Source organism: Lentzea cavernae, assembly GCF_014653695.1.
In the GTDB taxonomy this organism is placed as follows: Bacteria; Actinomycetota; Actinomycetes; order Mycobacteriales; family Pseudonocardiaceae; genus Lentzea; species Lentzea cavernae.
Map to the genome: position 1 here is coordinate 501,800 of NZ_BNAR01000001.1, position 19,508 is coordinate 521,307.

Genomic DNA, 19,508 nt, shown 5'->3' on the forward strand with positions numbered 1-19,508 from the left:
GAACCGGAAGGCGAACATGGCATCCCTGCGCCACTTCGGCCTCGTCGCGGTCGTCACGGCCGCGCTGCTCCCCCTTCCCCCGGCCGCCGCCGAACCGCTCGTGCGGTCGGCGGCGGCCGCCGTGGAGGTGCCGAACATCGGCGACGTCCGCGGCCACCTCACCCTTCCCGCCACCGGTGCCGGCGGCACGACCATCACCTGGAGGTCGTCCAACAGCAAGGTGATCACCGCGACCGGTGAGGTGAGCAGGCCGCCCGCGGGCGGGAGACCGGTCAAGGTCGTGCTGACGGCCAAGGTCAGTCGCGGAAACCAGAGCACCACCCGCGCACTGACCGCGACCGTCACGCCGTTGCCCGTCAAGGAACCCTTGAAGGGTTACAGCTTCTTCTACTTCACCGGCGAGAGCAGCCCGATCGGCGAGCAGATCTACGCCGCCGCCAGCAACGGCGACAACCCCATCGACTTCTCCGAGGTCAACAACGGCCAGCCGATCCTCAAGTCGAGTCTCGGCGAACTGGGCGTGCGCGACCCGTTCATCCTGCGCTCCCCCGACGGCGACAAGTTCTACCTGCTGGCAACGGACCTGAAGATCAACGGTGGACGCGGCTGGGACGCGGCACAGCGCACCGGCAGCCGGTCGATCATGGTGTGGGAGTCGACGGACCTGCGGAACTGGTCTCGCCAGCGCAGCGTCCAGGTGTCGCCGCCGACCGCGGGCAACACCTGGGCGCCGGAGGCGTTCTGGGACGCCCGGCGCGGCACCTACGTCGTCTACTGGGCCTCGAAGCTGTACGCGGAGAACGATCCGAGCCACGCCGGCAACAGCTACAACCGGATGATGTACGCGACCACGCGCGACTTCGTGACGTTCAGCCCTGCCAAGGTGTGGATCGACCCCGGCTACTCGGTCATCGACTCGACGGTAATCGAGCACCAAGGCACGTACTACCGGTACACCAAGGACGAACGGAACAACTCGTCGTCGTCGCCGTGCAGCAAGTACATCACCGCGGAGAAGTCGGCGGACCTGCTCGACCTGGGCTACGACTTCGTCGCCGAGTGCATCGGCAAGGCCACCGCGACCAGTCCGGGACTCTCCGCCGGGGAGGGCCCGACGGGGTTCAAGTCCAACACCGAGGACAAGTGGTACCTGTTCATCGACGAGTACGGCGGTCGCGGGTACGTGCCGTTCGAGACGACGGACCTCGCCTCCGGGAAGTGGACCATGTCCACCGGCGCCCGCCTGCCCTCCTCTCCCCGCCACGGCACGGTCCTGCCGGTGACCCAGGCCGAGCTGAACCGCCTCACCGCTCCCCCGGCGCCCGTCCGCGCCGATGCGAACGGCCTGGTGGCGCACTGGCCGCTCAACGGTTCCGCCGCCGACGCCACGGGCCACGGCTACGACGGCGTGCCGGCGGGCGACGTCAGCTGGTCCGAGGGCTCCCTGTCGCTGCGGGGCGGGCACGTGCAGCTGCCGAACAACATGCTGACCGGTGCTCAGGCGGCCACGATCTCCGCCGACGTGCTGGTGGACCCGGCTCAGCAGACGCCGTACTTCCTCTTCGGCTTCGGCAACACCGCGCCGAACGGCGTCGGCAACGGCTACCTGTTCGCCACCGGTGACACCTACCGCGGTGCCATCGCGACCGGCAACTGGACGACCGAGCAGGGCGTGAACTCGGGCCGGGCGCTGCCGCGCGGTGTCTGGAAGAACGTCACCCTGACTATCGGCGGTGGCGTGGAGGTGCTCTACCTGGACGGCGTCGAGGTGGCGCGCAACACCGGCGTCACGACCAGGCCGTCCGACATCGGCGGCGGGATCACCGCGGCCAACTACCTCGGCAGGTCGGTCTACGCGGCGGACAGGACGTTCCAGGGCAGGATGAAGGACGTCCGCCTGTACGACCGGGCGCTCTCCGGCACCGAGGTGGCGGGGCTCCCGTTCAACGCGACCCTGATCCGGTCAGTCACGCACGATTCGCTCAAAGCACCCGCGGTCATCGAGCCCGGCAGCGTGGTGCTCCCCGTGCGGCCGGGCACCGACCTGCGCAGGGTCCGGCTCGACTTCGGACTCGCCCCCGGCGCGTCCATCACGCCCAGCGGCCCCGTCGATCTGCGGAAACCCCGGCAGTTCACCGTCAGGTCGGGGCGGGAGAGTCGGGTGTGGACGGTCGAGGCCCACGAGATGCGCAGCCCGGTGCTGCCGGGCCTCAACGCCGACCCGAACGTCGTGGCGTTCGGCGACACCTACTACATCTACGCGACGACGGACGGCTTCGACGGCTGGAGCGGTACGAAGTTCTCCGCCTGGTCCTCGAAGGACCTGGTGGACTGGGAGGACGAGGGCGTGATCCTCGACCTCGGACCCGGCGTGAGCTGGGCGGACCGCAACGCCTGGGCGCCGGCGATCGCCGAACGGGACGGGAAGTACTACTTCTACTTCTGCGCCGAGGGCAAGATCGGTGTCGCGGTGAGCGACTCGCCGACCGGCCCGTTCGCCGACTCCGGTCAGCCGCTGGTGGCGCGCAACCCCGGCGGTGGCCAGGCCATCGACCCGGCCGTCTTCGTCGACCGCTCCGGACAGCCCTACCTGTACTGGGGCAACGGTGAAGCCTATGTCGTACCGCTCAACAACGACATGATCAGCTATGACCCGGCCGAGATCACCCGGCTCACCGGGCTGGCGGACTTCCGGGAGGGGCTGTTCATGGTGGAACGCGCGGGCACCTACTACCTGAGCTGGTCGGTCGACGACACCCGCAGCGAGGACTACCGCGTGGCCCACGCGACCGCGCCGAGCCCCACCGGCCCGTTCACGAACCGGGGCCTGATCCTGGCCAAGGACCTGAAGCTCGGCGTGAAGGGCACCGGGCACAGCTCGATGCTCCAGGTGCCGGGCACCGACGACTGGTACCTCGTCTACCACCGCTTCGCCATCCCGGGTGGCGACGGCACGCACCGGGAGACCACGATAGACAGGATGAGGTTCGCCCGGGACGGCTCGATCGTCCCGGTCAGACCGACCCTGGAAAGCGTCGCACCACAACGGATCCGGCCGCAGCATTGCCGCGCCCTGGTCAACTGATCACGAGGAGTTCGATGTCGCAGCGGGAACCCGTGCTCCACCGGGAACTGTTCGGCCACATCGGGGACACCGACGTCCACCGGTACGTCCTGGCGTGGCCCGGCGGGCTCACCGTGCGGGTGCTGGACTACGGCGGCATCGTCCAGTCCCTGGAGGCGCCGGACCGCGACGGCGCCCCCGCCAACGTGGTGCTCGGGTTCGGGTCCCTCGACGACTACGTGAAGAACAGCGAGCCCGGCGCGAACAGGGTGTTCTTCGGCGCCGTGATCGGCCGGTACGCCAACCGGATCGCCCGCGGCTCGTTCACCCTGGACGACGTCGGCTACCGGCTCCCGCTCAACGACGGCCCGAACACCCTGCACGGCGGGCCGGCGGGCTTCGACACGCGGGTGTGGTCCGCGACCGAACTGCGCGAGCCCGGCAGCGTGGGCGTGCGGCTCGACGTGGTGAGCCCGGACGGGGACGGCGGCTTCCCCGGTGCGGTGGCCGCGCAGGTGACGTACCGGCTCGACCGGCACAACCGCCTGACGATCACCTACAGCGCGACCGCGGACGCGCCGACCGTCCTCAACATGACCAACCACACCTACTGGAACCTGGCCGGGGAGGGCAGCGGCGACGTGCACGGCCAGTCGCTGATGCTCAACGCGGGCCGGTTCTGCGCCGTCGACGACACGCTGATCCCGGTCGGGGACCCCGTGCCGGTGGACGCGAGCCCGTTCGACTTCCGGCTGCCGACCGCGATCGGCGCCCGCATCGGCGCGTCCCACCCGCAGCTGCGCGTCGCGGGCGGGTACGACCACAACTGGGTGCTGGACTCCTCCGGCGCGTCGTTCGCCGCGCAGGCCTGCGACCCGGTGTCCGGGCGCCTGCTGACCATGTGGACCACCGAGCCCGGCCTGCAGTTCTACTCGGGCAACTTCCTCACCGACGACCTGGTCGGCACGGGCGGCAGGCCGTACGGCCCCGGCGCCGGCTTCGCGTTGGAGGCGCAGCACTTCCCGGACTCGCCGAACCGCCAGGACTTCCCCAGCACCGTGCTGCGGCCCGGCGACGTCTACCACCAGGAGACGGTCTTCCAACTGTCCACTGCGGACTGAAGACCGGCGGTCGCACCGCGAGCTGCCGTCAGGACGGGAGCTCGCCCCGGTCGCGGCGTGCGAAGAACTCGACCAGGACCGCGTTGTCCTCGTAGCCCAGCTCGTGCGCCGCGACCTCCTCGCGGGTGAACCACCGCAGCCGCTGGCCCTCGGTGAGCACCACCACGTCGAGGTCGAGGTCCGCCTCCGCCCAGAACGTGTGCTCGACGCCGTAGGGCCTGCGCTCGGAGAACAGCGGGTGCACGTCCCGCGAGGCGAAGACGACGCCCATCTCCTCCTCGATCTCCCGCCGGATGCAGTCGTGCGGCCGCTCCCCCTCCTCGAGGTAGCCGCCCGGCAGGCACCACGTGTTCGGGTACCTGATCTCCGGTTTGTCGTCCCGCAGGTACAGCAGGACCTGCTCAGCGGGGTTGATCACCACGATGTTCGTGCCCTCGTCCACGGCTCCACTCTGCACGGCCGGACGCATACCGCGCAAGCTGCTGCGGCACAACGACTTTATCGATTCGACTGGTGAATCGACAGCTTTTCACCACGGGTGGTCTGTTTCGTTCAAGATGAGGTCACACCAGCTCGTGGGGAGGCCGCCGTGACAGCCGAGTTCCTGGAATCCGCCCTGTGGGAGCTGTCCCCCGCCGACCGCGGGCTGTTCCAGGCGTTCGGGGCCGGACCGATCCGCACCCCTCCGTTCGACCACGTCCACCACGCTTTCGAGGCCCACGCCGCACTGCGCCCGCAAGCCACGGCCGTGGAGCACCTCGGCGAGTCGCTGACCTACGCCGAGCTCGACGCCAGGGCGGGACTGCTGGCCGAACTGCTGATCCGCGGCGGTGTGCGCCCCGGTGACCACGTGGGACTGTTCCTGACGCGCTCGATCTCCATGGTGGTGGGTGTGCTCGCGGTGCTCAAGGCAGGCGCGGCGTACGTGCCCCAGGACCTCGGCACCGCCACGGAGGCGCAGCTGCGGCACGTCGTCCGCACCGCGCGCATCGACGTGGTGCTCACCACGAGCGCGGACGCGGTGCCCGACCACCTGGCACGGATCGTCGTGATCGACGCGCTGCCCGAGGTCAGCGCGTTCTGCCGCACCATCACCGCCGAGTCGGACGCCGCGGCCGTCGTCTTCACCGGCACCACCGGCGTGCGGATCTCCCACGCCAACCTGTGCAACGTCCTGCTCACCGCGCCCGGATCGCTCGGTGTCACGCCGGGGACCAGGGTGTCGCAGCTGCTGAACATCGCCTGCGACCTCGCGATGTGGGAGGTGCTCGGCACGCTCGCGAACGGGGGCACCCTCGTGCTGCGCGGCGAGGACGCCGAGCAGACCGCGAGCACTGTGGACGTCGTGATCGCCACGCCGGGCGTGCTCGCGTCCCTGGACCCCGGGGTGTGCCGGCGGGTGCGCTCGGTCGTGGTCGCCGGCGAGCGTTGCCCGCAGGCGCTGGCGGACGCGTGGGCGGGCCGGGCGGCCTTCCACCACGCGTACGGGCCGACCGAGGTCTCCATCGCCGCCACCGTGCGACGCCACGAACCGGACGGCGAGCGGCTCACGCTCGGCAAGCCGGTGCCGAACACGACGGTCTACGTGCTCGGCGACGACCTCCGGCCGCTGCCCGTCGGCGCCGTCGGCGAGGTGTGGGTCGGCGGAGCCGGTGTGACCGCGGGGTACGCGGGCGACCTCGACCTGACGGCGCGGCGGTACCGGCCCGACCCGTTCCTGACCGGTGGCGGCCTGATGTTCCGCACCCGCGACCTCGGCAGGTGGACCGCAGGCGGCGACCTGGAGCACCACGGCCGCGCGGGCGACCAGGTCGAGGTGCTCGGGTACCGGTTCGAGCTGGACGTGGTCACCGAGGCGCTGGAGGGGGCGGTGGGTTGCGAGCGCGCCACGACCCTGGTGCACGACGGGAGGCTCGTCGGGTTCATCAGCCCCGGCACGGCGGCGCCGGAGGTGGCCAAGCAGGCGGTCTCCCGCCGCTTGCCGCACTACTGCGTGCCGACGTTGATCGTGCCGGTCGACGCCCTGCCGACGACGGACCGCGGCAAGGTCGACCGGCACGCGCTGCTGTCCCGTTTGGACGGACGCCGGACACGGGCACTGCGCTCGCAGGTGTGAGGCACCCCGTGAACGCGCCCCGCAGCGCGGCGCTCGTGGCCGAGGCGTTGTCCTCGCTCGAACCCGAGCACCGGGTGGTGGTCGTGCGGGCCTTCTACCGCCGTGAGTCCGTCGCCGAGCTCGCCGACGCGCTCGGGCTGCCGCAGTACACCGTGAAGTCCCGCTTGCACCAAGGCCTGCAGGCCTTGGTGCTCGCGCTGCGGGACGTCGGGGTCATGGAGTCGTGAGCTCGAAGCGCTGAACGGTGACCGATCCGCCCAGTGCCTGCGTGGCGTGGTTGAAGATGCCGAACCGGTAGCCCATGAAGAACTGCCACTCGTTCTTCAGCGTGAAGCCGGTGCCCAGCGACGTGAAGTTCACGCCGTCCGTGCTGTAGGAGAACCTGGCCTGCCGTCCGCTGCCCGGCCGGATGTCGGCGTTGGCGCGCAACCAGATCCTGCTCCCGCTGAGGTTCGCGCTCGCGATCTCGGTGCCGGTGCCCGTGGTGTTCCAGTTGCCGTCCATGGTCAGGCCGTTGACCATCACCACGCGGTTGCGGCCGTTGTCGCGTTTGACGCCGATCCACGCCGAGGAGTCGCGCAGCATCGCGAGGCCGGTGCGGTCGCCGTCGCGCATCGAGCTCAGGTCCAGCGTCACGGTCCCTGTCGACGTCGGGCCCTGGACGCGGTGGGTGAGGGTGTTGCGGGCGTTGTACAGGTCGTTGGTGACCGTCGCCGTGGACAGCCGCAACCCGTTGTTGACGCTGTACTTCGTGGTGTCCGGGTTGTGGTTCCACTCCCACTGCGGTTTCAGCGCCGTCCCGTCGAAGGTGTCGACCCCGGTCATGGGTTTCACCGGACGTGACGGCAGGTTCGGCATCGGGTAGTTCGCGCCCCAGCCGCCGTTGACGGTGGTGATGCGCGGCCAGCCGTCGGAGGTCCAGGTGATCGGCGCGAGCACCGGCACCCGTCCGCCGGGGTAGGCGTCCACGAAGGCCATGTAGTACCAGTCGCCGTTCTGCGTCTGGACCATGCCGCCCTGGTGCGGCACTCCCCCGCCCTGGATCGGGCCGGGCATGTCCAGCAGCACCTGCTGGACCGTGTACGGGCCGAACGGACTGGATGCCTTGAGCACGTACTGGCCGTTCGCGGGTCTGGTGAGCCAAATGTAGTAGCTGCCGTTGCGCTTGTAGAACCGCGCCCCTTCGAGGGTTCCGATGTTCGAGGGCGTCTGGAACACCTGCTGCGACCGCACCTCGGACTTCCCGTCCGCCGAGAGCTGCGCGACGCTGATCTGGGTGTTGCCGTAGGCGACGTACATCGTGTCGTTGTCGTCGACCAGCATTCCCGCGTCGTAGTAGCACTTGTTGATCGTGGACAGCTTGGACCACTGCGCGTCCACGGAGGTGGCGGTGTAGATGTGGGTCTGGGCGAAGTCGACGCAGCCGCCCCAGTAGAAGGTGTTGTTGCTCTTGCGGTGGTTGAGGAACGACGCCCAGATGCCCCGCACGTAACCCCTGCTGCCGTTGAGGTCGTACTTGGAGCCGAAGTCGAGGCGGGGCACGGAGTGTCCGGCGAACTCCCAGTTCACCAGGTCGTAGGAACGCAGGACCGGCGCTCCCGGCGAGTAGTGCATGGTCGACGCCGAGTAGTAGTACGCGTCACCGACGCGGATGATGTCGATGTCCGCGAAGTCCTGCCACAGCACCGGGTTGGTGAAGGACGACGGTTTCGGCGTGGTCGTGGTCGTGGTCGTGGTCGTTGTGGTGGTGGTCGGGGGCGTGCCGGTGTCACCGCAGGTGGTGCCGTTGAGGCGGAAGGAGACCGGAGCCGGGTTGGAGGAGCCCGCCGTGGCGTTGAACCCGAACTCGACCTTGCCGCCGGACGGGATCGCCGCGTTGTAGGAGGCGTTGCGCGCGCTGACCTCCCCTCCGCTCTGCGTGATCACGGCGTTCCAGTGCTGTCCGACCTGCTGGCCGGAAGCGTAGGTCCACTCGAGCGTCCAGCCGGTGATCGCGTCACCGGTGTTGGTGATGGACACGGACGCGCCGAAGCCGCCCTGCCACTCCGAGGTCTTCGCGTACGTGACCGAACAGCCGGGAGCCGCCTGTGCCGCCGTGCTCGCGGCGACTCCCGCCGCCACGAGGGTGAGCGCGCACAGCGTGGCCGGGATCCACCTCATGACCGCGCCCACCTCTGGTTGGTCTGCCCGTTGCAGGTCCACAGCACCAGCTTCGAGCCGTTGGCCGTCGCGGCCCGTTCGACGTCGAGGCACAGGCCGGCGTTCGTGTTGCGGAGAGTTCCGTCGGAGCCGAGCGTCCAGCGCTGGTTCGCCTGGCCGTTGCACTGCCAGGTGATGACCCGCGTGCCGTTCGCGGTGCCCTGGTCGTAGGCGTCGAGGCACTTGTCGCCGAAGACCCGCACCTCGCCGTTCTCCCAGGACGTCCACTGCTGCGAGGCGGGCGTGAGGCAGTCCTGGACCACGACCGCGGCTCCGGCGGCGGTGGACCCGTTCTCGACGTCGAGGCAGCGGTTCGACCCCGCCCCGCGCAGCCGGGAGGTCGTGCTCGGCACCGGAGCGCCACCCGTCACCCGGAACGCGGTGACGCCGTGCGCGGGCACGGAGGCGGAGATCGCGCCCGAGGTGGTGGCAGTGCCGCCGGTCCACAGGTCGGTCAGCGTGAAGGTGCCACCGGACAGACCGATCTGGGCCGCCGTGGTCGCGATGGTCGCGGTGCCGCCGCCCCGGTTGAACAGGCCGACGGCGACCGACCCGTCCGCCAGTGGCTTGGCGAACACCTCGGTGGCGCCGTCGTCGCGCACCCGGCGCCCACCGGCGCCGAGGGCGTCCTGGTTCACCGTGATCAGGCGCTGGTTGCGCAGGACGGCGCTCACGTCGGCGGACATGGTGCGGATGTCGTTGCCCGCCATCAGAGGTGCCGCCATCAGCGCCCACAGCGTGAAGTGCGAGCGGGACTCGGTGAGGGTGAGCCCGGGGCGGCCGACCACCAGCATGTCCGGGTCGTTCCAGTGCCCCGGACCGGACTGCGCGGCGAGCGGCGCGGTGACGTCGACGACGTTGCCCACGCCCATCGGGTAGCTGTTGACGTTGCCGTTCTGCCAGATGTCCAGCAGGTCCTCGGTGGTGCGCCACAGGTCCGCCACCTGGCCCCAGTCGTACCGGTCGCCGGTGATGGCGTGGAAGCTGTTGGGGTTGATGCTGTAGACGATCGGGCGGCCGGTGGCGCGCAGGGCGTCGCGCATGATCGAGAACCGGGCGACCTGCTCGTCGCGGGTGCCGGCGCCCGAGCACCAGTCGTACTTCAGGTAGTCGACGCCCCAGGACGCGAACGTGCGCGCGTCCTGCACCTCGTGGCCCTTGCTGCCCGTGGAACCGGGGTGCGCGCCGGTGGTCTGCGCGCACGTGCGCTCGTTCGGCACCTGGTAGATGCCGAACTTCAGGCCGCGGGCGTGGATGTAGTCGCCCAGCGCCTTCATGCCGCTGGGGAACTTCGACGGGTGCGAGCGCAACGCGCCCGCGGAATCGCGCTGCGGGTCGAACCAGCAGTCGTCCACGACGACGTACTGGTAGCCGGCGTCGCGCATTCCGGACGACACCATCGCGTCGGCGGCCTGGCGGACCTGGCCCTCGGTGATGCCGCACCCGAAGCTGTTCCAGCTGTTCCAGCCGAGGGGCGGGGTCAGGGCCGGGCTGCCGGGAGCCGCGGCGGTGGGTGTGGCGGTGACGGTCGCCGCCGCCAGCAGGACGACGGCGAGGTGAGCGAGTTTCCTGGACCGGACGGGCATCATCGCCCCTTTCTCCCAGGACCGGCGCCGTCGGTGGCGCTACCGGCGGTGCCGGTCCTGGGATCAGCAGGTGGAGTTGGTCTGGGTCAGCAGGCCGAGCCGCCAGGGCAGCCGGTTGTAGTCACCACCGGCGTTGGGATCCATGCCCTGGTAGAGGTAGCTGAGCTTGCAGGGGCTGATCTCCATCGTCTGGTCGACGTTGGTGCGGACCATCTCGCCGTGGCTGATGTCGCGGGTCCACTGTCCACCTGGGAACGTCACGTTGTTGGCCCGCGCGAACGGGTTCGACTCGCTGTCGGCCAGTGCCGTCCACGGACCGGTGATCGACGGCGCGGTCCAGGAGCGGAACCAGCGACGGCCGTCGGAGCCGATCGCCTCGTGCACCAGCAGCCACTGCTCCTTGCCGGCGATCTTGTAGACGTTGGCCGCCTCGAACAACCTGTAGCGGTCGCTGTCCTGCATGGCGATCACCGTGTTGGTGAAGCCGTTGGGGAACTGCGCGAGGGTCGTCTCCGACCGGTAGAGGTGGCCGTTGTCGTCGGAGGAGAAGAGGTAGCACTTGGCCGTGTCGCACACCGTCCAGAAGTCGACCCAGTAGCCGTTGCCGATGTTGTCGCGGATGATCTGCGGCATTCCGTTGGCGTAGAAGTTCTTCGGCGCCGACCACGACGAAGGGTTCGAGATGTCGGTGGTCGTGGAGTACGAGGCGTTCGAGCCGGTCTGGTAGACGAGGTACCAGAGGCGTTGCGGCGCGAAGTAGAACACCTGCGGCGCCGCCCTGTACCCGGTGCCGACTCCGGAGCGGTCGAGGTAGTAGTGGGGTGCCGCTGACGCCTGCGACCAGTCGGTGAAGCTGGTGTACATCAGGTTGTAGCCGTCGGTGTAGGTCGACGCGAAGACGTGGTACTTGCCGTTGTGGTAGACGACGCTCGGGTCCTTCACCGCGACGTTCGCGTGCGTGGAGTCCGGCTTCGGGCTGATCAGCTGGCCGCTGGAGGACCAGCGGAAGCTCGACGGCAGGGTGCCGACCGGCGGGTTGCCGGTCGTGGTGGTCGTCGTTGTCGTGGTCGTGGTGGGGCCGACCTCACCGGTGCACAGGGTGCCGTTGAGGGTGAACGCCGCCGGGCTCGGGTTGGAGCCCGTGCTGGAGCCGTTGAACCCGAACTCGACCCTGCCCCCGGTCGGGATCGTCGCGTTGTAGGAGACGTTGCGCGCGGTCACCTGGGAGCCGGACTGGGTCACCTGGGCGTTCCAGGCCTGCTGCACCTGCTGCCCGGCACCGAATCTCCAGGTGAGCGTCCAGCCGTTGACCGCGTCACCGAGGTTGGTGACGGCGACGGCCGCGGTGAACCCACCGTCCCATTGCGACGGTGCCGAGTAGGTGACGGAACAGCCGGGAGCGGCCGAGGCGGGCTGCTGGGCCACCGCGGTCAGCGCGGTCACCGCGATGAGCGGGACCGCGGCCAGTGCGGTGAGCCGGGCGCGCCGGGACGTGAACAACCGTGCGAGGAACATGATCACCCTTCGTCGCTGGAGGGATCGGGGAGCAGGATCAGGCACCGGTCGTGCCGCGGCGGGCGGAGTCGGTGGTCGTCACCGGAACGCCGGCGGCACCGGCCCGGATCTGCGTCGCGGGTCCTGCCGCGCACCGATGACGAGGTGGTGGACCGGACCGGCGACGGCTGGCGGCGTTCGAACGGATGCCACCGACAGGACCAGCATCGGCACGGCGGTGCGCACGTCCACGGTGCGCGGTCTGGTGCCGGAGTCGAGGCCGCCGAGCGCGTCTCCCCCGGTGATCGAGCCACCCGGCGCGAGACCGGCGGGTGGTAGCTCCACGGCGGACTGATCGGTGTGGGCGGGCGTGGTGGCGACCAGCGCACCGCACAGCGCGCGGAACGGGCTCGGCATGGTGGGCCTTTCGTCGACGAGGGGTCAACGGCAGGGGCGGCTCCAGCAATGTAACGACGGCCTCGCGCCGGGGTCAAAGCTAAATGTGAGCGCTAACTTTTAGCAGGTTCTCATATAGGGCCGTTCAGCTGAGAACCTGTGTTCAGCGTTCTGTTAACGCGAACAAGTGACGTCACCGGCGCGCCCGCGCCACCGAACCGCCCTCACGCACCGGCATCGGCACCCGGTGGACCGGCGAGGGCCGGGCACCGCGCGCACGCCCCTCCACGACCTCCAGCAGGACCTCCACCGCCCGCTCGCCGAGGTCGTGGTGGGGCAGCGCGATCGTGGTCAGCCGGGGACGCGTCCAGGAGGCGACGGGGTGGTCGCCGAACCCGAGGACGGACACGTCGTCCGGCACTGAGAGCCCGGCCTCGGCGAGCGCCTGGTACGCCCCGAACGCCAGGCGGTCGTCGAGGCACACCAGGGCTTGCGGCCGGTGGCGGCGCAGCAGCTCCCAGGTGGCGTCGTAACCGGCCTCCGCCGTCCATTGAGGACAAGGGTGCTCGCTGACCACCTCGGCGCCGGCCCTGGCGAACACGTCGCGCAGACCGAGGAGACGTTCCACCGCGGCGATTCCGCCGGGCGGGACGTCGTGCGACTCAGGTCCGGCGCCGATCAGGTGGACACCGCGGACGTGCCCCGCCTCGACGAGGACGCGGGCGGCCGAGCGCCCGCCCCGCACCTCGTCGGACATCACCGAGGGGAAGCCGGAGCGAGCCGGGGTGGCGTTGAGCAGCACGGCGGGCCCGTGCCGCAGCTCGTCCGGGACGGCGACCGTTCTCGTGCGCGTGGCGGCGAACACGATGCCGTCCGCCTGCCGGTCGCGCATCGCCTCGACCAGGGCGCTCCCCACCGCCGGATCGCCACGGGACTCGCTGACCAGCAGCATGAACCCGCGCCGGTACGCGGCCTCCACGGCGCCTTTGACGACGTCCTCCGCCTGGCCGGACGAGTCGACAGCGCCGAGCACGAACCCGATCGTCCGCGACAGCCCGGCACGCGAGCGCGTCGCGGGGTTGCCGCGCTGGTAGCCCAAATCCCGCGCGGTGGAACGCACGCGCTGTTCGGCCGCTTCGGAGATGCGCAGCTCGCGGGCTCGTCCGGTCAGGACCAGCGAGGCCGTGGTGATCGACACCCCGCTCGCCGCCGCCACGTCGGCCAGGGTCACGCGCGCTCGTCCCACGCAAATCCGCCTCCTGCCGCTCTCGGGGCCCGGCCGTTCCGGCCGGAACGTCGTGCTGACGCCGGACGGGGCCGGGCGGCTCCGGCGAACAACGCTGAAACGGAGAGGTCCCCGGCCGGGAAGGCCAGGGACCCCTTTCACCGCGTCAGGAGCAGGCGACTCCGTTCAGCACCGGTGACGAGAACGGTGGCGTGCCGCTGTAGTTGGCGTTGTAGCCGATGCTCAGCTGCGCGCCGGACCCGATCGAACCGTTCCAGGCCGCGTTCGCCACCCGGACCTGGTCGCCCGTGTCGGTCCACGTGCCGTTCCAGCCCTGGGTCACCGAGACCCCCGGTGCCGAGAACGTGAACGTCCAGCCGTTGATGGCCGCACCGCGGTTGACGATCACGATCTCGCCGGAGTAGCCGCCGTTCCACTGGCTCGTCACGCGGTGGGTCGCGGTGCACCCGCCGCCAGGGTTGCCGCCGCCCGACGTGGTCGTCGTCGTGGTCGTGGTGGTGGTCGTCGTGATCGGCCCCGCCGCCATCGCGAGCTCGTAGGCCCGTTGCGGCACGAACTGGCCGGCCGGCGCGATGCAGCCGTCCGACTCGCCCGGCAGCTTGATCCACAGGAACGCCTCGATCTTCGAGTCACCCGTGTTCGTCGTGCTGGGGATGCCGATCGCGCGTCCGGACGGGTCGCACCACTCGCTGCCGGCGGGACCGTTGCCGTTGCGGCTGGTGTCGACGACGGCCTTGAGGCGGCTGTCGCCGACGGCGTTGAGCACGTTCTTCGCGAAGTTCACCTCGTCGGAGGTCGCGCGGTAGTTCGACACGTTGGTCGAGATGCCGTCGGCGCTGTTGGAGATGTCCGCGCCGCGCAACCGGTTCGCCGCCTCGGACGGCGTCAGCCACGAGGAGTGGCCGATGTCGAAGTAGACCTTGGCCTGCCCGGAACCGGACTTGAGCTTCTTGCCCGCGTAGGCCATCGACGCCTTGGTCTGGTTCTGCTGGTCCGCGCTCTGGCAGTTGGTCATCAACGGCAGCACGTCCGGTTCCAGCACGATCGTCGCCGGGCGTCCGGCGAGGCCCGCCGCGACCTCGTCGACCCAGGCCCGGTAAGCCGTGTGGGAGGGCGCCCCGCCGCCGCTGGCGCCTCCGCAGTCGCGGTTCGGGACGTTGTAGACCACCAGGATCGGGATCTTGCCGGCGGCCGCCGCCGCGCCCACGAACGAGCTGACCTCCGACCGCACCGTCGAGGTGTTGGTCGTGGTGTACCAGCGCGCCTGCGGGACCGACGCGATGCGGTCGCGGATGACCGCCGCCCGCGAGTCACCGGGGTTGGCGGCCACCCACCGCGCGCTCGAGCTCGACGGGTCGACGTAGAACGCCGACTCGGCCGCGCTGACGGTCGCACCGCCGCTGATCACCAGGGCCGCGACCGCGGTCACGGCCGTGCCTGCGAGCACAGACGCGCTCGCTCCCCGCTTCCACCGTGTCATCGTGTCTCCAGTTCGCTCGGTCGATGTGATTCGGGTTCTCGCAGCGTCGTTGCTGTCCGGACGTGAGAATCGGCGACGCAGGAGCGCTCTCATAACGTCGGAGAAGCGAATGCGAGTTCGGGCCAACGTAACCACGGAACTCTGAATCGTCAACGGCGGAAGTGTTAAAGGCCAAACGTCGTCGCAGAAGTTTCGAAACGTTCCCGCAGAATGCGATCAACGCGTTGACGTGGTAGTTGGGAGCGCTCCCTCATCCGCCTAGGCCGATCAGGTCAATCGCCGTCGAATTCGACTGCGACTTCTTGTGAGCGTCGAGGAACGGCTGCGACACTCCGGAACGGCAATCCGGCAATGGCGCACCGGGTTCGCCGTCCCGTCCACCACCCACCCTGCATTCGGGTCGACCTCGGAAAGTGTGGAAGATGAAACTGACATCGAAGTCAGTGGCCCTGTTCCCGATCATCGCCACGGTCGTGACAGCGGCAATCGGCGCCACCCTGATCGCAGCCCCGGTCGCGAACGCGGCGACCACCCTCGGCGCGGCGGCGCAGCAGAGCGGCCGGTACTTCGGCACCGCGGTGGCCGCGAACAAGCTCGGTGACTCGACCTACGTGGGGATCTTGAACCGCGAGTTCGACATGGTCACGGCCGAGAACGAGATGAAGATGGACGCGACCGAGCCGAACCAGGGTCAGTTCAGCTACGGCAACGCCGACCGGATCGTGAACCAGGCCCGCAACCAGGGCAAGCGGGTCCGCGGGCACGCGCTGGCGTGGCACTCGCAGCAGCCGGGCTGGATGCAGAACATGTCCGGCACCGCTCTGCGCAACGCGATGCTCAACCACGTCACGCAGGTGGCGACCTACTACCGCGGCAAGATCTACGCCTGGGACGTCGTGAACGAGGCCTTCGCCGACGGCAGTGGCGGCGGCCGCCGTGACTCGAACCTGCAGCGCACCGGCAACGACTGGATCGAAGCGGCGTTCCGCGCGGCGCGGGCGGCGGATTCCGGCGCGAAGCTCTGCTACAACGACTACAACACCGACGACTGGTCGCACGCGAAGACCCAGGGCGTGTACCGGATGGTGCAGGACTTCAAGTCCCGCGGCGTCCCGATCGACTGCGTCGGCTTCCAGTCGCACTTCAACAGCAACAGCCCGGTGCCGTCCAACTACCAGACGACGCTGCAGAACTTCGCCAACCTCGGCGTCGACGTGCAGATCACCGAGCTCGACATCGAGGGCTCCGGCAGCTCGCAGGCCCAGAACTACCAGAGGGTCACCCAGGCCTGCCTCGCGGTCGCGCGCTGCACCGGCATCACGGTGTGGGGCATCCGCGACACGGACTCGTGGCGCGCCTCCGGCACCCCGCTGCTGTTCGACGGCAGCGGCAACAAGAAGGCCGCGTACAACTCCACGCTGGACGCGCTCAACGCGGGTGGTGGCCCCGGCCCGACGACGACCACCACGACCACGACCACCACGACGACGAGCAACGGCCCCGGCCCGGGCGGCTGCACCGCGACGGTGTCGCTGAACCAGTGGAACGAGGGGTTCGTCGCCACGATCAAGGTCACCGCGGGCTCCAGCGCGTTGAGCGGCTGGACCGTCACGACCACCCTGTCGAACGCCACGGTCACCGGCTCCTGGAGCGCGAACCGCAGCGGCACCAGCGGAACCGTCAACTGGACCAACGTGGACTACAACGGCAACGTGCCCGCGGGCGGGTCCACCGAGTTCGGCTTCCAGGGCAGCGGCAACGGATCGGGCCTGAACCCGTCCTGCGCCGCGCGCTGACATCCCACGAGGCGGGCGCCCGTGGAGGTCTTGAAGTCCTCCGCGGGCGCCCGCCTGCCTTCCCCGGCATCGCCGATCTCAGGGGCGGCTCGTTCTTCTTCCAGCGCAACGGCGATCTGCCGGCGTCGGTGGTCCCACCCGCTCCGGCCGGTGCGCTCGCCGACAGTCGTCCTGCCGGTCGGCAGGACGACTGTCTCCTGCCCGGTAGCGGCCTGCGCTCTCCACCTCAGGTTCGGCGGCTGCCTGCTCGACGCGAACCGGTGGCGTGTCAGCGCCTGATCCCCCGCGACTCCCCTTCCCCAGCACGAGAACGAGGTCACCGTGACCACTCCGAACTCCTCCTTGCGACGCGTGATCAAGTATCGCGTCGTCGCCGTCATCGCGGCCGTGCTGTCGGTGATCGCCGCCGTCGGCTTCTCCTTCGTGCCGCAGCAGGCTCACGCCGCGTCCCTGACACAGGTCACCGGTTTCGGCACGAACCCGACCGGCCTGAACATGTACGTCTACGCGCCGGACCGGCTCGCGGCCCGGCCCGCGCTACTGCTGATGGTGCACTACTGCACCGGGTCCGCGAGCGCGGTGCACAACGGCGGCGGGCGGGAGTTCGTCAGCGCCGCGGACCGCTTCGGGTACGTGATCGTCTACCCGGAGGCGACGCGCGAGGGCCGTTGCTTCGACGTGTCGACGCAGAACGCGTTGCGCCGCAACGGGGGCAGCGACTCGACCGGCATCATGTCGATGGTCTCGCACGCACGGCAGCGTTACAACGTCGACCCGTCGCGCATCGTCGTCGCCGGCATCTCGTCCGGCGCGATGATGACCAACGTGCTGGCGGCCCAGTACCCGGACGTGTTCACCGCCGCCTCGGCGTTCGCCGGTGTTCCCGCCGGGTGCTTCGCGACGACGGACGGGTCGCTGTGGAACAGCCAGTGCTCGGGCGGGAACCTGCTGAAGACCCCGCAGCAGTGGGGTGACCAGGCGCGGGCGATGTTCCCCGGCTACACCGGGAGCTACCCGCGGATGCAGTTGTTCCACGGCACCAACGACACGACGCTGGCGTACCCGAACTTCGGCGAGGCGCTCGACCAGTGGACGAACGTGCACGGTGTGAGCAGGACGCCGGTGTCCACCGACCAGCCGCAGTCCAACTGGACCCGCACCCGTTACGGCGCAGGCGGAGTCGTCGAGGGCATCAGCGCCCAGGGCACCGGCCACGACGTGCCGACCGCGGGGATGGTGGGGTACGCCATCACGTTCCTCGGTCTGGACCGCCCGTCCACCGATCCCACGACCACCACCACGACGACGACCACCACTCCGCCGCCGTCGCAGGGCTGCTCGGTCAAGGCGGCGGTCAACGCCTGGAACACCGGCCTGACCGAGACGATCACGATCACCAACACGTCCCCGGCGGCCGTGAACGGCTGGAAGCTGCAGTTCTCGTTGCCGGGCGGGCAGACGATCACGGGTGGCTGGAGCGCGACCTACTCCCCCTCCTCCGGCCAGGTGACCGCGTCGAACGTCTCGTACAACGCGCAGATCCCGCCCTCCGCCCAGATCTCGATCGGTCTGCAGGCCACGCACACGGGCAACAGCGCGGCGGCCGGCGGGTTCACGCTCAACGGCGTGCAGTGCGCCGTCCTCTGACCCCGAAGGGACGATGATGTTCCACCAGCACAGGGGGACGAGCCATGTCCCGGTCTAGGTTCGTGATCGCGGCGGCCGTCGCGAGCGCCGTGGTGTTCCTGGCCGCGACGGGCATCGCCGCCGGCGGTCCGGCGGGTGAGGCAGGTACGACGGCGGCGACGGCGGGCTGCGGCAAGGCGCCGGCGTTGGCGAGTGGCCAGCACACGATCACCAGCGGCGGCCAGAGCCGTTCGTACATCTTGCGGCTGCCGGCCAACTACGACAGCGACCGCCAGTACCGGCTGTTCGTGGGCTTCCACTGGCGGGGAGGCACCGCGAACGACGTCGACTCCGGCGGATCCGACGGCTACAACTGGTCCTACTACGGGCTGCGCAGGCTCTCCGACACCGCGGGCAACGGCACGATCTTCGTGACGCCGCAGGGCAACGGCAACGGCTGGGCCAACCCCGGCGGCCAGGACCTGAGGTTCGTCGACGACCTGGTGGCACTGCTCGACTCCGGGCTGTGCATCGACTCGGCCCAGCGCTTCGCCGGTGGTTTCAGCTACGCGGCGGCATGTCGTACGCGGTGGCCTGTGCGCGGCCCGCCGTCTTCCGCGCGGTGGTCGCCTACTCGGGAGCGCAGCTCAGCGGGTGCGACGGCGGCACCCAGCCCATCGGGTACATGGGAATCCACGGCATCAGCGACGACGTGCTGGGCATCGGTCTCGGCCGCGGCCTGCGCGACACGTTCGTGCGCAACAACGGCTGCACAGCGCAGAACGCCCCCGAGCCGGCGGCAGGCAGCCGGCGGCACGTCGTCACGACCTACAGCGGTTGCCGTGCGGGGTATCCGGTGGTGTGGGCGGCGTTCGACGGCGGGCACACGCCGGGTCCGATCGACTCCGGCGGCAGCGGGTGGCAGACCTGGACCTCCGGCGAGGCGTGGAAGTTCATCACCCAGTTCAGCGGCGGCACCACCCCGCCGAGCACGACGCCGTCCACCCCGCTGCCCACCGAGTGGCCGTGCCGCGTGAGCGACACGATCAACGCGTGGGCCGAGGGACTGACGTCGAACATCACCCTCACGAACACCAGCACGACACCGGTCAACGGGTGGTCGCTGGTCTTCGCCCTGCCCGGCGGCCAGACGATCACGGGCGGCTGGAACGCCACCTACTCCCCCTCCTCCGGCCAGGTGACCGCGACCAACGCGTCCTACAACGGGCAGATCGCGCCCGGCGCGTCGGTCACCTTCGGCTTCCAGGCGACGCACTCGGGCGGCATCGGGAAGCCGGACTGGTTCAACCTCAACGGACGCATCTGCCAGATCGTCTGACGGGGAGCGCGAACACGACCGGGGTGGAGGCGGCCGCTGTCCGAG

At 69.9% G+C, this 19,508-nt stretch carries 15 protein-coding genes; 7 read left to right on the top strand and 8 right to left on the bottom strand.

Annotation, left to right across the window (positions count from 1 at the left end):
* Positions 1-16 precede the first annotated feature (16 nt).
* Entirely contained in the window at positions 17-3,085 is a 3,069-nt protein-coding gene (locus tag IE307_RS02320; RefSeq protein WP_191295749.1) for a family 43 glycosylhydrolase, read from the top strand.
* Positions 3,086-3,099: 14 nt separating this feature from the next.
* Complete coding sequence (locus tag IE307_RS02325; protein ID WP_191295750.1) at positions 3,100-4,185, top strand: aldose epimerase family protein; 1,086 nt, start codon at positions 3,100-3,102, stop codon at positions 4,183-4,185.
* A 28-nt stretch (positions 4,186-4,213) separates the two neighbouring features.
* Here IE307_RS02325 and IE307_RS02330 read toward each other — a convergent pair whose 3' ends face one another.
* A complete protein-coding gene (locus IE307_RS02330) occupies positions 4,214-4,627 on the bottom strand; it encodes an NUDIX hydrolase (RefSeq protein WP_229904304.1) in 414 nt (137 codons plus the stop codon).
* A 147-nt stretch (positions 4,628-4,774) separates the two neighbouring features.
* Here IE307_RS02330 and IE307_RS02335 point away from each other — a divergent pair, with 147 nt between their 5' ends.
* Together IE307_RS02335 and IE307_RS02340 are read left to right on the top strand one after the other, a co-directional pair.
* Positions 4,775-6,301, top strand: coding sequence for an AMP-binding protein (locus tag IE307_RS02335; RefSeq protein WP_229904305.1), 1,527 nt, complete (start codon positions 4,775-4,777; stop codon positions 6,299-6,301).
* An 8-nt stretch (positions 6,302-6,309) separates the two neighbouring features.
* A complete protein-coding gene (locus IE307_RS02340) occupies positions 6,310-6,528 on the top strand; it encodes a sigma factor-like helix-turn-helix DNA-binding protein (protein WP_191296540.1) in 219 nt (72 codons plus the stop codon).
* Here IE307_RS02340 and IE307_RS02345 read toward each other — a convergent pair.
* The 6 genes from IE307_RS02345 to IE307_RS02370 all read right to left on the bottom strand — a co-directional run bounded on the left by IE307_RS02345 (position 6,515) and on the right by IE307_RS02370 (position 14,702).
* A complete protein-coding gene (locus IE307_RS02345; protein WP_191295752.1) occupies positions 6,515-8,461 on the bottom strand; it encodes a family 43 glycosylhydrolase in 1,947 nt (648 codons plus the stop codon). The genes IE307_RS02340 and IE307_RS02345 overlap by 14 nt on opposite strands.
* A complete protein-coding gene (locus tag IE307_RS02350) occupies positions 8,458-10,086 on the bottom strand; it encodes a glycoside hydrolase family 27 protein (protein ID WP_191295753.1) in 1,629 nt (542 codons plus the stop codon). Before IE307_RS02350 ends, IE307_RS02345 begins: the two co-directional genes overlap by 4 nt.
* Before the next feature lie 63 nt (positions 10,087-10,149).
* Positions 10,150-11,601 (bottom strand): glycoside hydrolase family 62 protein, encoded by a 1,452-nt coding sequence (locus IE307_RS02355; RefSeq protein ID WP_191295754.1) that lies wholly within the window; start codon positions 11,599-11,601, stop codon positions 10,150-10,152.
* 78 nt (positions 11,602-11,679) lie between these two features.
* A complete protein-coding gene (locus IE307_RS02360; RefSeq protein ID WP_191295755.1) occupies positions 11,680-11,997 on the bottom strand; it encodes a hypothetical protein in 318 nt (105 codons plus the stop codon).
* Positions 11,998-12,169: 172 nt separating this feature from the next.
* Positions 12,170-13,207 (bottom strand): LacI family DNA-binding transcriptional regulator, encoded by a 1,038-nt coding sequence (locus IE307_RS02365; protein ID WP_229904306.1) that lies wholly within the window; start codon positions 13,205-13,207, stop codon positions 12,170-12,172.
* Between the two features lie 160 nt (positions 13,208-13,367).
* Positions 13,368-14,702, bottom strand: coding sequence for a glycoside hydrolase family 6 protein (locus tag IE307_RS02370; RefSeq protein WP_191295757.1), 1,335 nt, complete (start codon positions 14,700-14,702; stop codon positions 13,368-13,370).
* A 422-nt stretch (positions 14,703-15,124) separates the two neighbouring features.
* Here IE307_RS02370 and IE307_RS02375 point away from each other — a divergent pair, with 422 nt between their 5' ends.
* Both IE307_RS02375 and IE307_RS02380 read left to right on the top strand, forming a co-directional pair.
* Entirely contained in the window at positions 15,125-16,498 is a 1,374-nt protein-coding gene (locus IE307_RS02375) for an endo-1,4-beta-xylanase (protein WP_191295758.1), read from the top strand.
* A 351-nt stretch (positions 16,499-16,849) separates the two neighbouring features.
* A complete protein-coding gene (locus IE307_RS02380; RefSeq protein WP_229904307.1) occupies positions 16,850-18,145 on the top strand; it encodes an extracellular catalytic domain type 1 short-chain-length polyhydroxyalkanoate depolymerase in 1,296 nt (431 codons plus the stop codon).
* A 361-nt stretch (positions 18,146-18,506) separates the two neighbouring features.
* Here IE307_RS02380 and IE307_RS47560 read toward each other — a convergent pair whose 3' ends face one another.
* Positions 18,507-18,656, bottom strand: a complete 150-nt coding sequence (locus IE307_RS47560) for a hypothetical protein (RefSeq protein WP_373305924.1) — start codon at positions 18,654-18,656, stop codon at positions 18,507-18,509.
* A 45-nt stretch (positions 18,657-18,701) separates the two neighbouring features.
* Between IE307_RS47560 and IE307_RS47565 the strand changes: the two genes are divergently transcribed.
* Positions 18,702-19,463 (top strand): cellulose binding domain-containing protein, encoded by a 762-nt coding sequence (locus IE307_RS47565; protein WP_373305925.1) that lies wholly within the window; start codon positions 18,702-18,704, stop codon positions 19,461-19,463.
* Positions 19,464-19,508: the final 45 nt, after the last annotated feature.